The organism is Acinetobacter sp. CFCC 11171, from assembly GCF_003268405.1.
GTDB classification, from domain to species: Bacteria; Pseudomonadota; Gammaproteobacteria; order Pseudomonadales; family Moraxellaceae; genus Acinetobacter; species Acinetobacter amyesii.
Window position 1 is genome coordinate 16923 of the sequence record NZ_LQXP01000006.1, and the last position, 16211, is coordinate 33133.

Annotated in this window: 15 protein-coding genes and 1 pseudogene; 4 read left to right on the forward strand and 12 right to left on the reverse strand. The window is 39.2% G+C overall.

Annotated features, from left to right (window positions below; genetic code table 11):
- Positions 1-45 precede the first annotated feature (45 nt).
- On the forward strand, positions 46-534 hold the full coding sequence (ispF, locus tag AVJ20_RS04565) for a 2-C-methyl-D-erythritol 2,4-cyclodiphosphate synthase (RefSeq protein ID WP_111884307.1): 489 nt from the start codon (positions 46-48) through the stop codon (positions 532-534).
- On the opposite strand, the gene AVJ20_RS04570 is transcribed toward ispF, so the two are convergent.
- The 3 genes from AVJ20_RS04570 to AVJ20_RS04580 all read right to left on the reverse strand — a co-directional run bounded on the left by AVJ20_RS04570 (position 522) and on the right by AVJ20_RS04580 (position 3219).
- On the reverse strand, positions 522-1046 hold the full coding sequence (locus AVJ20_RS04570) for a protein tyrosine phosphatase family protein (protein WP_078191020.1): 525 nt from the start codon (positions 1044-1046) through the stop codon (positions 522-524). The genes ispF and AVJ20_RS04570 overlap by 13 nt on opposite strands.
- Before the next feature lie 57 nt (positions 1047-1103).
- Complete coding sequence (locus tag AVJ20_RS04575) at positions 1104-2195, reverse strand: 3-deoxy-7-phosphoheptulonate synthase (RefSeq protein ID WP_111884385.1); 1092 nt, start codon at positions 2193-2195, stop codon at positions 1104-1106.
- 127 nt (positions 2196-2322) lie between these two features.
- Complete coding sequence (locus tag AVJ20_RS04580; RefSeq protein ID WP_111884308.1) at positions 2323-3219, reverse strand: sulfite exporter TauE/SafE family protein; 897 nt, start codon at positions 3217-3219, stop codon at positions 2323-2325.
- A 754-nt stretch (positions 3220-3973) separates the two neighbouring features.
- Here AVJ20_RS04580 and lpxB point away from each other — a divergent pair.
- The gene (lpxB, locus tag AVJ20_RS04585) at positions 3974-5146 is read left to right on the forward strand and encodes a lipid-A-disaccharide synthase (RefSeq protein WP_111884309.1); all 1173 of its coding nucleotides are present in this window, start codon (positions 3974-3976) and stop codon (positions 5144-5146) included.
- A gap of 4 nt (positions 5147-5150) precedes the next feature.
- Here the strand turns inward: lpxB and AVJ20_RS04590 are convergent, their stop codons facing one another.
- Positions 5151-6101: an AraC family transcriptional regulator gene (locus AVJ20_RS04590; RefSeq protein WP_111884310.1), complete on the reverse strand. Its 951-nt coding sequence runs from the start codon at positions 6099-6101 to the stop codon at positions 5151-5153.
- A 181-nt stretch (positions 6102-6282) separates the two neighbouring features.
- On the opposite strand from AVJ20_RS04590, the gene AVJ20_RS04595 reads away from it, so the two are divergent.
- Positions 6283-7488 (forward strand): alkane 1-monooxygenase, encoded by a 1206-nt coding sequence (locus AVJ20_RS04595; protein WP_111884311.1) that lies wholly within the window; start codon positions 6283-6285, stop codon positions 7486-7488.
- A gap of 109 nt (positions 7489-7597) precedes the next feature.
- Here AVJ20_RS04595 and AVJ20_RS04600 read toward each other — a convergent pair whose 3' ends face one another.
- From AVJ20_RS04600 to AVJ20_RS04630, 7 genes are all read right to left on the reverse strand, one after another.
- Complete coding sequence (locus AVJ20_RS04600; protein WP_111884312.1) at positions 7598-8542, reverse strand: phosphatidate cytidylyltransferase; 945 nt, start codon at positions 8540-8542, stop codon at positions 7598-7600.
- Complete coding sequence (locus tag AVJ20_RS04605; protein ID WP_111884313.1) at positions 8542-9192, reverse strand: lysophospholipid acyltransferase family protein; 651 nt, start codon at positions 9190-9192, stop codon at positions 8542-8544. Before AVJ20_RS04605 ends, AVJ20_RS04600 begins: the two co-directional genes overlap by 1 nt.
- A 61-nt stretch (positions 9193-9253) precedes the next feature.
- Positions 9254-9682 (reverse strand): hypothetical protein, encoded by a 429-nt coding sequence (locus AVJ20_RS04610; protein WP_111884314.1) that lies wholly within the window; start codon positions 9680-9682, stop codon positions 9254-9256.
- Positions 9679-11031, reverse strand: a complete 1353-nt coding sequence (locus tag AVJ20_RS04615) for a phosphatase PAP2/dual specificity phosphatase family protein (RefSeq protein ID WP_111884315.1) — start codon at positions 11029-11031, stop codon at positions 9679-9681. The genes AVJ20_RS04610 and AVJ20_RS04615 overlap by 4 nt, the downstream gene beginning before the upstream one ends.
- 18 nt (positions 11032-11049) lie before the next feature.
- On the reverse strand, positions 11050-12804 hold the full coding sequence (locus tag AVJ20_RS04620; RefSeq protein WP_111884316.1) for a bifunctional alpha/beta hydrolase/class I SAM-dependent methyltransferase: 1755 nt from the start codon (positions 12802-12804) through the stop codon (positions 11050-11052).
- A 47-nt stretch (positions 12805-12851) separates the two neighbouring features.
- Positions 12852-13487 (reverse strand): CDP-alcohol phosphatidyltransferase family protein, encoded by a 636-nt coding sequence (locus tag AVJ20_RS04625; protein WP_111884317.1) that lies wholly within the window; start codon positions 13485-13487, stop codon positions 12852-12854.
- A 90-nt stretch (positions 13488-13577) separates the two neighbouring features.
- Positions 13578-14471, reverse strand: a complete 894-nt coding sequence (locus tag AVJ20_RS04630; protein ID WP_111884318.1) for an acyl-CoA thioesterase — start codon at positions 14469-14471, stop codon at positions 13578-13580.
- A 154-nt stretch (positions 14472-14625) separates the two neighbouring features.
- Here AVJ20_RS04630 and ybaK point away from each other — a divergent pair.
- A pseudogene (gene ybaK / locus AVJ20_RS04635) lies at positions 14626-15094 on the forward strand (Cys-tRNA(Pro) deacylase).
- 350 nt (positions 15095-15444) lie between these two features.
- On the opposite strand, the gene AVJ20_RS04645 reads toward ybaK, so the two are convergent.
- Complete coding sequence (locus tag AVJ20_RS04645) at positions 15445-16122, reverse strand: hypothetical protein (RefSeq protein ID WP_111884320.1); 678 nt, start codon at positions 16120-16122, stop codon at positions 15445-15447.
- Between the last annotated feature and the right edge of the window lie 89 nt (positions 16123-16211).

Genomic DNA, 16211 nt, shown 5'->3' on the forward strand with positions numbered 1-16211 from the left:
CGTGAATACAAGATTTCAATCATTATTTTCTCAAGGAACTCAAGCATGATAGCTCAAATTCGTATCGGTCAGGGCATGGATGTACATGCATTTGAAGAAGGTGACTTTGTAACGCTTGCTGGTGTTCAAATTCCACATACACATGGACTCAAAGCACATTCAGATGGTGATGTGGTACTGCATGCGCTTTGTGATGCATTATTAGGTGCTTTGGCACTTGGAGATATTGGTCAGCATTTTCCAGATACAGATCCAAAATTTAAAGGTGCCGATAGTCGAGTACTTTTAAAACACGTCTACCAAATGATTTTAGATCGTGGATATGTACTTAATAATGCTGATATTACCGTGGCTTGTGAGCGCCCTAAACTAGCAAAACATAATTTAGAAATGCGTCAAAGTATCGCAGATGTTATGGATGTTGAAGTTACACAAATTAGCATCAAAGCGACCACCACCGAAAAATTAGGGTTTACTGGTCGCCAAGAAGGTATTCTTTCTACTGCAACAGTACTGATTTCTCACGCAAAATGATCTGGATGGATCAGTGCATGTTGTAAATCTTGAGTTGCTTTACGGCCTTGAAGTTGTAAGGCAACCGCATGGATTAAACCTGTCCATGTTTCATTGGGTTCCCAAATTTGATGCATCAAATCTTGAGCCTTTGGCATATCAACATCCATATAGTATTGACGATATAAATACATCAAACTGCTGACACGGAAGTTTTTCGCACAGTGTAGCCAAACCGTTTGACCTTGAACCAAATGGTCAATCATATCGAGTACTAAAAGGCATTGATCATCTGAAGGGGTATCCCAAGAGATCGGAACTTGGATATAGTTCAGGCCTAGATCTAGGCAAATGCGGTCTTCATGCTCGATATGATTGGATGCATCGGTCAGTGCTAAATTGATAACCGTTGAAACACCATATTCTTTGATCGTTTGAAGCTCAGAAGGAGATGGTTGACCGGACGTTAATAAGTGTTCATGTATATATTGGAAGTTTTCAATGTGACTTAACGCATTTTCGATTTCATTCATCTGACAAATAATCCTTCAAAGTAAAACGCCATCTCGAAGATGGCGTTTTTCATTCACTTAGCGTGTCGGTAACACGTCTTTAAGTGCTTCATGCATCTCTAACAAGACTTTTTCAGTCGTATCCCAATCGATACAGCCATCAGTCACTGATTTACCATATTCGAGGTCACAGAGGTTGGCAGGAATATCCTGACGACCACCTTTTAAGTGACTTTCAACCATAATACCCACGATTGACTTGTTTCCGTCAAGGATTTGTTCAGTAATATTTTTGAGAACAAGGGGTTGTAGGTACGGGTCTTTGTTTGAGTTTGCATGACTGGTATCAATCATGATTTTGCCACTAACTTTTGCTTTGGCTAATGCCGCTTCGGCATCTGCAACAGAACCTGCGTCGTAGTTTGGTTTACCGTTACCGCCACGAAGTACAACGTGTGCATATGGGTTACCACTGGTACGAATAACTGAAACTTGACCTTGGTCGCTTAAGCCCAAGAAGCTATGACCATGTTTAACAGATTGCATGGCATTGGTCGCAACGGTTAAACCGCCATCTGTACCATTTTTAAAGCCAACTGGTGAAGAAAGGCCAGAAGACATTTCACGATGTGTTTGGCTTTCAGTGGTACGCGCACCAATCGCTGACCAAGAGATAAGATCTTGGTAGTACTGTGGTGAGTTTGGATCGAGCGCTTCAGTTGCACAAGGCAAACCTTTTTCATTCAATTCAAGTAAAAGTTTACGACCAATACGTAAGCCTTTTTCGATGTTGAAAGAATCGTTCATGTCTGGGTCATTAATCAGACCTTTCCAACCCACAGTGGTACGTGGTTTTTCAAAATACACACGCATCACGACATAAATCGTATCTTGGATTTTGGCACTTAAAACTTTTAAACGGTCAGCATAATCATGTGCAGCGACTGTGTCGTGAATTGAACATGGACCAATGACAACAAAAAGACGTTTGTCATTTCCATCTAAAATATTACGTACAGTTTCACGGCCCTTAAGGACTGTTTGATAGGCAGTTTCAGTCAGAGGTAGCTCTTTTTTTAGTTCTGCAGGAGTAACAAGTGGCTGAATGCTTTTTACATTCACGTCATCAATGTCGTTTTGGGTAATAGAATTTGACTGTAAAGTATTCATTGCCGTCACTGGTTTGATTATACAAAAGGTTGTTTCGTGAGCTGAATATAACATGAATATAGCATTCAAATGTTATAAAAAAGATCAATAAGTCTCTGAAAAAAAAGTGATGAATCGGGCAGTTAATTTAAACCTGCTGACTATTCACCGTCGGTGCGATCAACATTGCAGTTGTTGGTTTTTCGACAGGTTTTGATTTTACTGGATTAATGATGAAATTCATGCCTAAAACAAACAAGGTAATGCCTAAGACTTTACGAATAACTTTTTCAGGTAAACGTGAGCTGATCAAAGTTCCGACAACAATCGCTGGAATAGAACCCACCAATAACCAACCCAATAAATGAAAATCGACATTACCTGAGCTCATATGACCCAAGCCTGCAACCAGTGTAAGAAGCACGGCATGTACGACGTCAGAGCCGATAATACGAATCATCGGTAAGTTCGGGAACATAAGAACCAAAGCCATAATACCGAAGGCACCTGCACCAACAGACGATAGGGTAACGAATACGCCTAAAATAATCCCCATGATGATGATATATACACGCTTATTTTTAGCTTGGAAATTGATACGCTCCAGATCAGCACTCATATCATCCAACTGATCAGTTTTTCGAAATTTATTAAAGAATTTTTCGATATGACCACGGAAAATAATTGAGATCCCTGTAATCGTCAGCATAAAACCCAAAAACATGGTTAATACCGTTTTGTAATGTGTCGATTGGCTCAGATAGTTTTCCAGTACCCAATGGGTCGCAAAAGACGCAGGGATACTGCCGACTGCAAGCCAAATGACAATGGTCCAAACGATATTCATTTTACGGGCATGGACTAAAGAACCACAAAATTTTGAAATTGCGGCATAAAGCAAGTCCGTACCAATTGCAATGTGAGGCTCAATTTTATATAGGCTAATTAATATTGGGGTCATGAGAGAGCCACCACCAACACCGGTAATACCTACGCAGAAACCTACAATTACACCTGCCAGAATGAACTCTAAAGGACCGACCATCGCTGAATGCCAAATATCAAAAAACGTGCATATCTTATGACTAATTGATATAAGTCGTTGTCTCGATTAGTGATTTGCTTGTGAAAAAAATAGATAAAGAATGTTTTTAATTTTGAAATAAATGAATTTTATCTAAACTAAGTTATTGATTATGGTTTTCTCAAGTAGTTAATAGTTCAAATGGAGATTATGCTGCAGTGAAATCATAAATTTTGAATATAAGGCTTTGAATATCTGAAGTGGATATCCAATACCTAAATGCACTGTAGGTTTTCAATTCTAAGCTTTTGATTTGTTATTTATCGATATATGCAACAGTGTATATAGATTCCACTGCTGCTAAGTCTCATACTCCTTAAAAAGATAAGGTTTCGCCATTATTCGAATATGAGTAGAAGGACAAAAACTAGACATTTTAAACATGCGTCAGAACTACCTATTGTCACTTGGTCAAAAAATTAAAGACTGCGATGTGGGGCTGAATTGCTCGAATTGACAGATTATTCGATTGATAAAATTGCGGAAAGCACGGGTTTTAAAACCGAAGTGCTATTTCGTAAATTGTTTAAGAGTAAATACGGTAGAAATCAGAACCATTGGTATAAAAAATTTTAGTTAGTAGCTAAGCACAGTGAGGAATATTTCTAAAATGGTGAATTAAAGCTGTGCAGCTTTTTTCAGGAAATCTATTAACTTTGTGAAGGACTCGTATAGAATCTATAGCTAAAGAACATTGAGTTAAAAGGATAGACTTTTGCAAAATCGGAAACTGAAAATTGGCATCGTGGTTGGGGAAGTATCCGGGGATACATTAGGCGCCAAGCTTATCCGTAGTTTTCGAGAGCAAGGGATCGATGCGGAATTTGAAGGCATCGGTGGTCCGCAAATGATTGCAGAAGGCTTTAACAGCTATTATCCGATGGATATTTTATCAGTGATGGGGATCGTTGAAGTCTTAAAAGATATTAAAAAACTCTTTGCTGTACGTGATGGTCTGGTTGAAAAATGGACTGAAAACCCTGTCGATGTTTTTGTAGGGATAGATGCACCGGATTTTAATTTGCGTTTATCTAAGAGCATGAAGCAAAAACAGCTACCAATTAAAACAGTGCAATATGTCAGCCCTTCAGTGTGGGCATGGCGACAAGGCCGTGTGCATGGCATCAAGGCGAGTATCGATTTAGTCCTTTGTTTATTTCCTTTCGAAAAAGCGTTTTTCCAAAAATGGCAAGTTCCGGCTGCATTTGTCGGACACCCATTGGCAAGTCAGTTGCCTTTAGATAATCCACTTGTTGCGGCTAAACACGAGTTAGGCTTAGATGAGCATCAAAAACATATTGCATTACTTCCGGGCAGCCGTCGCGGTGAAATTGAGCGTTTGGGGCCTTTGGTACTGTCTGCCGCACAGATTTTGACGGAGCAGCATCCAGACTATGTGTTCCTGATTCCTGCAATTAATGATGCACGTAAACAGCAAATTGAATTGTTGCTCAAGCAGTACCCTGAAGCATTACAAGCCAAAGTTCGCTTGATGGAAAACACCGATACCGAATCTAAAATTGGCCGTCAGGTGATGAACGCATCGAATATTGTCGCTTTGGCTTCGGGTACAGCGACTTTAGAAGCGATGCTTTTACACCGCCCAATGGTGACCTTTTATAAGTTAAATTGGCTGACCTATCATGTGGTGAAATTGCTGATCAAAATTCCGTATTATTCATTGCCAAATATTATTGCGGGCAAAAAGGTGATTCAGGAACTCATCCAACATGATGCAACGCCTGAAAATTTAGCAGCAGAAATTGAAAGCTTGATGGATGTTGAAAAATCGCAAATTCAAGTGATGCAGCACATCACCATGCATAAACAGCTGCTTTCAGGTAACAGTGAAAACCCTGTGGAAGCGATTTTAAAGCTTTTAGATTAAACCTTTAAGGTGACTCAGTTTTTGCGAGTTGATGCTGCTGTCGATACTGGCTCGGTGTTAGATCATAAAACTTTTTAAAAGTTTGGCTAAATGCTGTTTCAGATGAGTAACCGATACGATGGGCAATTTGCTGAATAGTCAGTTGCCCCGTTTGTAAGTGCTGTGTTGCCAGTCGCAAACGATGTTGCTGCAAATAGGCGAGTGGTGATTCACCGAGCATTTGAGTAAATAAACTGGCAAATTTAGAACGTGACATGCAACATTGTTCTGCCAAGCTTTCGACGGTCCAAGCATGCTGTGGTCGTTCATGAATCGCGGCCAAAGCGTTGGATAATTCAGGATGACTCAAGGCATGCAACCAACTGCTTGAATCTGACAAGGCTGCAATATAATCACGCACACATTCGATAAATAAAATACTCACCAAATGATCCAAAATTTTGTCGCGGCCTGGACGGATTTGATGCGCTTCAACTGCCAGAAAATGTAAGCCAATTTGCAACCATTCCGGTGCGGTACTGCTCATGATATGTGGTGTATGTAACAGCGTGGGGAGTGCATTCACTAAGGGCTTTGCCATAATGCTGTCGACATGCCCACGGATCGCCAGTACAAACAATTCTTCTGCTTCATGAGACTCAGCATAATTTAATTCAATGGTTTTATTTCGTTGCTCTTGAAACAATGACGTGATGTTTATTGACTCGACCAAGACATCAGACTGTATAGATTTGCAGTAATGATTTTGCCCTGAGGGAATAAGGCAAAGATCGCCAGCTTCGAGTAAGACCTGCTCTTGATCTATATGTACAACACACTGACCTTGAATCACTACATACGCAACCATGGCATTGTGATCTTGAAAATGAAAAGCCCAAGGATGCTTTGATCTCAAATAAATATATTCAGATCGGTGGAGATGAATATCATCAAAAATTTTACTTAAAGCATCCATATTTCAAATATTTACTCATATTAATTTTCTATTTATAGATGGTCACTATGTGTTTAAAGGTCAACATTTATCCTTAAATGCCAAAGACGATCACATAGTTTTTTTGGACGCTTAAAACTGTTCTGGCTGCCCTTATTTTACGAATATAAACACAGAAGAAGTAATTAAGGAAGTCTAGCGCATGAATGCACCAGTAAAATTAAATGAACAGCAGCTCGCTCAGTTAGAAAGCAAAATCGGTAGTGTTTTAGATAAAAAACGTTATGGTTGGCTATTGAGTCCAGGTTTACCAGTCATTGGTATGGGGATCTTGGCGGGTTATCATTTTGGTCCAAAACCGACAAAAAAACTATTTGCCATGGGCGGGCCGCTTCTACTGCATGTCATTATTCCTGCACTGGATGCACTGATTGGTGATGATGCCAATAACCCGACAGATGATGACATTAAAGTTTTAGTGAATGATCCCTATTATGATCGTATAGTCAAACTATTTATTCCACTGCAAATGGCAGCGAATGCTTTTGCAGGCTATGTGGTTACCCGTAAAGATGTTTCATTATTAGATCAACTTCTACTTGGGATTTCGATGGGTGCCATCAATGGCGTCGGTGTAAATACAGCACATGAACTTTGCCATCGACCACATAAAAAAGACCATTATTGGGCACATGCGACTCTCGCACCATTAGGTTATAGCCATTTCCGCATTGAACATCCTTATGGACACCATAAACGTGCGGCAACGCCTGAAGATCCTGCATCTTCAAAAATGGGCGAAACCTTTTATGAGTTTTGGCCACGCACTGTATTTGGTGGAATTAAATCGGCGGTGCAGATTGAGAAACAACGTTTAAAACGTAAAGGTTTAAGTTTCTTTTCGAAGGAAAATGAACTGTTTCATGGTTGGGCGATGAGTGCAGGTTTTCATGCATCGATGCTGAAAATGTTTGGTAAAGGCGTGACACCGTATTTAGTTACACAGGCCTTTTATGGAATCAGCCTTTTTGAAATTATTAATTATATTGAACATTATGGCCTGAAGCGTGAGCAAAAAACGGATGGAAGTTATGCGCGCACCATGCCTGAACATAGTTGGAATAATAATAATATTGTGACCAATCTATTTTTGTATCAATTACAACGACATTCAGATCATCATGCTTATCCGACTCGTCCATTTCAGGCATTAAGACATTTTGATGAAGCGCCAGAGTTGCCTAGCGGCTATGCCACTATGCTAATTCCTGCTTTAGTACCCTCTATTTGGTTTAAGATGATGGATAAACGTGTCTATGATCACTATCAAGGTGATTTAACTAAAGCCAATATTCATCCTAAACGTCGTGCAAGTATTTTTAAAAAGTTTGCAGTTTCAGACGTTTAAATCGAATACCTAATGAGAAGAATCCCAAGCTTGTTTGCTTGGGATTCTTTATTGTGCTTAATTTTAAAACTTCAAAATCTAAAAATGATTGTTTTCAATGGGACGCTGTTTAAGACCACCAATAGCGCAAAATGTGGAAAAAAATCGGTGCAGAAAAGCAGATTGAATCAATTCGGTCGAGCATGCCACCATGGCCTTGGATGAGTTGTCCCCAATCTTTTACACCACGATCACGTTTAATGGCTGACATGACCAGACCACCAAAGAAACCGAATATACAAACAATAAAGCCAATACATGCAGCCTGTAGATAACTAAAGGGTGTAAGCCATGACATAGCCACGCCTAGTGTAGTGGCTAAAGCAATGCCTCCGATTAATCCTTCAACGGTCTTAGATGGTGAAAGTATCGGTGCGACTTTGTGTTTTCCAAATAGCTTGCCACAGACATATTGCAAGACATCGGAGGCTTGTACCACCATGATCAGCCAGATCGCTAGCCAAATTTTTTCACCTTCAAATCCTGGAAGTTTGAGGTTTAATAGCGCAGGTACATGCGAAATACAGAATACGCTGATCATCAGTCCCCATTGAATTTTTGAGCTACGCTCCAAAAATCGCGTGGTATCTTCAGCTTTGAGTGTAGCGATAGGGATAAGAAGAAACACATACAGCGGAATAAAAATAGAATATAGCCCATACCAATCGATATACACCAAGTAATACTGGTAAGGAATGACAAAATAAAAAGCGATCAGCAAAGGAAGATAATCACCGCGACGGGTTGGGAGCAAGCTGATAAATTCACGTAAAGCAAAGAGTGAAATCAACGCAAACAGGATCACAAAGGCAATTTTGCCTAATGAAATTGCTACACCAAGTACCAACAACATGACCCACCATGCATTGATCCGCGCATTTAAATTGTCGATGACCGGTGCAGGTGCATAACCCGCTTTAAATTTTAGTATTGAGCCAATGGTTGAGGCAATAATCAAAATAATCGCAAAGATACCAAACAATACATAAGTCATTTGCGCATTGGTGAATTCCATTATTGATACTCCAATGCTTTTAATTTGAGTAATTCTTCCTGAGCGTAGTTTAAAAACGCGGATTTACTCTGTTCATTATGAACTTCTAAAGGCTTACCAAAAATAACGGTAGATAATAATGGCAATGGTATAACCGCGCCTTTAGGCATGACACGTTTTAAATTTGAGATCCATACCGGTACGATTTCAACATCTGGAAATTGATTTTTGAGATGAAATAAGCCGCTTTTAAACTCTAATAATTCAACGTCATCATTTAAATTTCGAGTACCTTCAGGAAAGAAAATAATCGAGTCACCTTGCGCTAATACGATTTTGATCGGTTCTAAGGGATCTTGATTTTGCTCTCGATTTCGCTGAATAGTGACACCAGTAAACGTGTCTTGAATGAGAAAACGCCGAAAGCCATCTTTTAACCAATAATCCGAAGCCGCTACAGGACGCGTCTTCCGTCTGAGATCTGTCGGCAGTGATGACCAAAGCAAAATAAAGTCGATATGGCTATTATGATTTGCATAATAAATACGCTGTTTCATAACCGGTTTGCACCCGACCCACAGACTCCGCGCGCCCGTGAGCAGCCGCGCACCACGACGAGTGAGAAAGGCAATATAGCGAGCAATTGAACGGCTTAAAAAATTACCTTTCATTGGTGAGTGAGCATTCCTTGAAGTGTCTAATGGATTTGGCATGGCTTCAAATTATTGTGAATTATTTATACAGTAAAAATATGCAGATGAATGCGATGTATTGCAAGCAAAGCACAAAGATCTGCCATTTAAATAAAGCCAGACAACCTAACTCACGTAGTTCCCATGCGCGGCCACATTTATTTGTAGGCATTAATTTTAGGTTAATTAAACTTAAGTCCAGCTCTTTGGTGGTTTGTTCTAGGCTTTGGGTTTGGCTGTATTCAGCGACAGTGGCTAAAAGTGCCGAATCAAATTTGATTCTCAGGCTTAAATAATGTTGTATTCCAAGCAAAACTAGACAAATCACTACATATAGCAAATCGAATAGCATCACATTGCCAAACTGGATGATGAGCCAGAGCGTGAGAATCGCTGCCACATACGCTGAGATGAGCAATCCAGTGGTGGATTGCAACAACTTTGACAGCACCACAAGTTGTAAATTCATGGTGCAAGTCCTTTAAGTTTTAAACGATAAGTATTTAAATGTTTTATTTGCGGTGCTTTAAGCACGACCCAAGGGCGGTTATGGCGAATAATCCTTAAAACATCTTCGACTGAATATTCAGGATGTTGTTTCAATAATAATGCGGCCACTACAGCACTACTTCGTGAATATCCCAAAGCACAGAAGACCAAGATGTTTTGTGCTTCATCATTGTTATTAGATTTCAAGAATAGTTCTAAAGACTCTACAGCGTTATGCAGCTGATTGGCCTGTAAAGGAATCAGGTCTAAACTCAAGTGTTGAGCATAGGAGCACTTTGGATAAGTGGGTAATTCTGCGCAACAATCGAGTAAAGCATCATATTGCTGCATGACCTGTTTGGACGGATAGCGACCTAAATAAATATAACTCTGATTGATTTTGATGAGTTTAGAATCTTCAGGATGGCGATAGGTCCAGATTCGGCTATTGATCCAAGCAAATATAAGGTAGGGTGCGAACAGCATTTTTGCAGCAATAGTCATATCACCATGACTGAGTTTTTGAAAAAAACGGGGTCTATTGAATAAATATGCAAACGAAACTAAAAGCAGACTGCTTGCAGGATAAAGCAGCCAAAGCCACCAACCTTTTGCATGTGCGATTGCGCTACAAAATAAGGCAGCAAACAGATAAAGGATACCGATTTTAATGTGTTTTAAGCTTAGCCGACTCTGTATATTTTTAGCCCATGGCGCAGGACAGGACATCGGGAATAGCCATAAACATAAGGCACCGACCAATAAACCTGTTGGGATATCTATAAAATGGTGCTGCCAAGTGGTTAGAACTGAGAGACCGATCAAAAAGGACCAACCATCTACCAGATATTTCAGTTTGCCTGCGCTATGCCGACGGAAAAAATCCCAAAGAATCACCAGTAGCACAATATGCAGAGAGGGTGCTTGATTAAACGGTTTATCAAAGCCCATCAAGACATCAAACCATAGGCCGAAAAAACCTGTGAGTTCGGGGCGTTCAAAGCTAAAACGTAGCGGGAAAATTAAAAAGCAGCTGATTGAAAGGATTTGTGCCGAAAATAGTCGCAGGACATGTTGTTTTAATTCAAACTTATTCCAACAAAGTAATAAAGACAATCCATAGAACAGATCAATCGACCAATAAGGCACAATACTCCATGGCCAAAGTGGAATATATTTTTCCCATTCAAAGACGATAACAGGTACAGACGCTAAACCCGCAGCGTATTGATTGGCAAAACCATAACTTAAGAAGAAAAAAGGTGCTAGAAATGCCAAACACAGTAGGCCGTATTTCCAAGTTCCTGTTTCCGGATCCAGTTTATGCATAAGATTGACCGTCCAAGCTTAAATTTTTTGTGCAACGGAAACGGTGAAAATACCAAACTCATCAATGACTTGATCGACTTTCTTGAAACCGGCTTGCTCAACCAAGGCATCCATCTCGGCTTGTGAGCGCAAACGCATGACCCATGCATCTCCTTGGCGATGTGAGGTCAGGGCACGGGCGATAAACTCTTGTTGCGGATGCCAAATTTGACCCGTGTAGATGAGATAACCATCTTTCTCAATGGCCTGGCTTAAGCCGGATAAGGACTGTCTAAGTAAATCATTATCACTAAATAATTCGTATAAACCTGAGACCACGGCTAGAGTGGGTTTAGGTTCAACACTGGCTAGTGATGTGGTATCAAATGCATCCGCTTCTACAAATTTGGCAATCTGGCTTAAACCTCTTTGCTCAATCATTGCTTGACCCGCTTGTACATTGATCGAGCTATAGTCTCTAAGCAGGATGGATTCAGGCTGCTCAGGCAGTTTTTGTACAGCATCTAAAATATATCGGCCATGGCCTGCAGCAATATCCATAATCCGTACCGCGTGTTGGGCATCATTTAACTTAGAAGCATATTTCGTTAATAGCGCTTCAATATTTTGTTTTCTAACGCGAATACCACGCCAACCAATCGCATTTAAATATTGTCGATCGATGATTTTACCGAGAGCATTTTGGCTTTCTGATTGATCTCGATAGACAAAATCTAAGGTACTGCCGGAGTCATATCCTGTCTCTTCACCAATTTTTAAACCCTTGGAAAAGAAACTACCAATTTTAAGATTTTGTTTGGTTAAGCTCCAAAATGCATGTTTTAAAGAATGTTTTGGAAGCGTTGAACTTAAGGTTTCTGCTACAGCACAGCTCGGGCCAATTTTATCGGCATCTAAAAGTTTAGGTGCGGAATAGGGTTGTTTAAAACATTGTTGAATAAAGCGATGGATTTTATCTGTGGCGATTTTGCGATGTTTTTCACCCAAGGTATCATGATAAAAACCATCTAAGACGTGAAATTCCTTCATTGGATGAGGGAGTTTTTGATAAAACGCCAATTGCGGTTTTTGATGCACCACGTAGTCAGATCCCGAACATAAAACCTGTGTAGGAACAAAAATATTTTGTGCATCTTTAACGATTCGATCTGAGGCTGCATATAGACCCAGCAGCATCCGGACTGATATGGCCCGAGCGATCTGTGGGTCAGTGTTATAACTCTGTGCACGTGCAGTATCGTGGGTCAGCATTTTGGCTTTGACATAACTATTAATAAAAAAGTTGCCAGCGAATTTATTTATGAGTGTTAAGCCAGGTTTTGCAAAAGGCACATAGAGTTTGATGTCAAATGCAGGCGAGGCAAGGCATAAAGCACGGATTTTAGGGGCATAATCATGCACCCATGTCGCGGCTAAAACAGCGCCAACGCTTTGAGTTACAATTGCTATATTTTCTGATCGAATTTGGTAATTTTGTTCTATATGCTGAACAAAATATTGAAGGTCTTGAACGCATGCAGAAAAGCTCGGTGCATCTCCTCGTTCACCAGGAGTATTGCCATGGCCTCGCGCATCCCAAGCGAAAAAATCAAAATCAGGCAAATTCAATTCATCGACCAAATGCGCCATTCGTCCCGAATGTTCATGACCACGATGAAATAAGATCACCGCTTTTTTCTTACGGTTGTTTTTTAAACTTCTATTTTCCCAATGTTGATAAAACAAGGATGTTCCATCATGGCTCGTAAAGGTATGCTGAGTATTGTTATACATTGTGTTGTTCTCAAAATAATGAATCGACTGACGATCTAAACTGAAATTTATTGTGGGTTGATAATGCTATTTTTAATGCGGTTATAAATCGTGATAAATAATAAAAAGATGATAATAATCAAAATACTATTGCAAATAAGAGACAATGTATTTAAACCGAAGTTAAATATAGAAGAAGTCACGATTACGATACAGATGATGCTAAATACAAAAGCACGGTCACTTTTTCCCATTGGACCATCGTAGCGACGTTCTTGACCCACTAATGGCGCCATCACACCTGTATATTCAGCAAGTATGGCGAGAAAACAGGTCAAAATTAGCAGTTCGGCTTGAATAAAAGCAAAACAAATTAAACTAAAATAGAGTGATGAGTCAGAAATCACATCACATAATTCATTATAAAAAGCACCGAGTTTGGATTGTTGGTTGAACTCACGTGCCAGCATGCCATCTATGGCATTGAAGCCCATTCGAATAAGCATCCACACGGGGAAAATCAACAGTAAAATGCCAATACCGTTGTGAGAGAAATAGATATAAATAAAAAATGCCACAGCTAGCGAAATGAACATTGCTAGTAGTGTTACTTGATTTGCTGTAATACCAAGATGATGAAGTGATTTAACCAAAGGTCGAAGCAGGTTTTGAAATGCAGGTTTAAGTTGATAGATCGAAGGCATATTATTGTTATAGCGGTATGATTTGCATGAATTTTATACGCTTGATGCTTAACATAACAAGAATTTGAATGTTAAAGATTGTCACAGGCCTCACGATTCGCCTGTATAACGCATTAAATTTTCTTGTGTAGTACTTGCGACTAATTTTCCATCTTGCCACATTTGCCCATGAGTAAGCCCACGTGATTGAGAGGTTCGGGTGGTATTCATGTCATAGAAAACCCAATCATCCACCCGAAAGGTATGATGAAAATACATCGAATGATCAAGACTAGTTGCGATGAGTTCAGGAGACAGATAATTTAAACCATGTGTTTTGAGCGCCGCAGAATATAAATTATAGTCTGAATAGTATGCTGCAATGGCCTGATGTATATGAAGTTGGTCAAATTGTGCATCCAAGCCATCATGGAGTTTTAAATATTCTGCATATTGATTTTGATTTAAGACAGAAGCTTGACCGGACGGTGGCAAATCTGTCAGCACGTATTCAATTGGTTTAGATATAAGCTGAAAAGGCTGTAAAAATGTGGCCAGATATTCAGGTGAAATAGATGATTGGATTTGCGCTTTATAGAATTGTTCTTCTTTGAGCATACTTGGTGGAAACTGTTGGATCAGATCTGATTCGGGTATTTGATACTCCATGCCCGTTTCATTTTTCATATAGGACAACATCACCATATATATTGGTTTGCCATGCTGTATGGCGGTCACTTGTCGTGTAGAAAAACTATGGCTATCACGTAAATTTTCGACTTTAAATAAGACGGGCTGATTTGCATGACCCGCAGAAATAAAGTTGGCATGTAAAGAGTGAAGTGGGAGTGTGCAGGTATAGGATGCACTGACTATGCTCTGAGCAAGTAATTGCCCACCAAAAATATGGTCACCAAACAGAGGTTTGCTCTGTGCCAAAAAGTAGCCCTGATCTTTGGGCACTACAGATAATAATTGGATGAGGTCTTGAGTCAGCGTTGTCATATTTTTTTAAAATTTTAGCTTTGTTTAAATGTATTCAACTCAAACTTATTGCACAAGTCGTGTTCATGAAAAATATAAAAGTGTTCGCCGGTCTTTCTAGAATAGGCTTATAATCGAGTTTTCCTAGTTGTCCGAATGGAATGACGAAAAAGCAATGACACCTGCATGTAAACTCTTAAAATCTAATAAAATCGACTTTACAATTCATGAATATGACCATGACCCAGAAGCAAAAAGTTTTGGTTTAGAAGCTGCGGAAAAACTTGGTTTAACTGTCGAAGAAGTGTTTAAAACCTTGCTGGTTACGGACGATAAAAATTACTTTGTTGCCGTATTGCCAGTGGAATATCAGCTGAATTTGAAAAAAAGTGGCCACAGCATTTGGCTGTAAAAAACTAAAAATGGCAGACCCAAAGGATGTAGAGCGTTTAACCGGTTATTTGGTAGGTGGTATTAGTCCAGTTGGACAGAAAAAACGCTTAAAAACTGTGATCGATGCTTCTGCACAGAACTTAGCTAAAATCTATGTGAGTGGTGGTAAGCGTGGTTTGGATATTGGTTTAAAACCCGAAGATTTAGCAAAAGTTTTGGGCGCAAACTTTGCTGATGTGATAGATGTCTAAATGCGTTTTTGCCTACTTAAATTTAAGTGAATTTAGAGGGAATACCTTCCACTTCACAATCTATAAAATAACAAAAGTCGCATTGAGCGGCTTTTTGCTTGATGACGCATCAAGTGTCACGGATTTATTGGACATGGTGCAGCTTTTTATATTGGATATACAGGGTACTAAATTTAGGATTGTAGGCTAAATTTGATTATTAGTAGGTATATATATGGTGCTTCTTGAATTGATATGAGAAATACCGAGCGCGCAGAAATTGATGCCAGATTTGATGTGAAATGAGGGTTGGCAGCTTTGTATATATATTAATAATATTGTAAACCAACCATGGGCTGGTTTTTTTTGCATTACATTTGGGATTTGTAATTATTTAAGATAGATTTTCTACCGTCAGGAATAGTTTCTATTTCATAGAGCGACTCATATATTTCTTTGTCTTCTGGAGCTTTTTTTGAGTCCACAAGCTGCTTTAATTTAGATTTATATTCTGTTTTACCTGCATGGAATAAGCTCGCATAGTAAGCCCATTCTGTTTGGTCGTAATAGAGATCATTTTTGGGCATATTATCTAACTGTTTTTTATATAAATTAGCGTTGTATAAATAACAGTCTTCAATATCCTTTTTTGGTTTGTTTAAAACTTCAATGAGTAAACATTGAAAATTTTTCATATTGGTTGTTTCTTTTTTTTCTAAAATTCTATTTGTAATAGCAAAGGCTTCTTCATAATTGCCAAGACGTATATTGATGTTTAGTGAAAGGTTATTTTGTTCATTCTCTGAGTTAATTTTAGAAATTTTAGGTAGAATTTTTTTGAGCTTTTGATTGGTTTTTTGAGGGTCCAGTTCACTTTGAGATTGAATTAGTATCTGATTATATTCATTGATGATTTCTTTACTTTCTGGAGAAAGCTCAGCATCAGCTCTAGTTGTTGAGCTTTGTGCAGGGGAGGCTGTTTCACTTGAATTACCACAAGCTGAAAGTGGAAGGATTGATAGTAATAATGGAAATATTATTTGTTTCATTAGTTTACACGCTTAGCTGCTGAATTTAGTTTAAAAGTATATTTCTAATATGGAGGAATGGGAGTTACGTATCCCACACTATCTGCTGG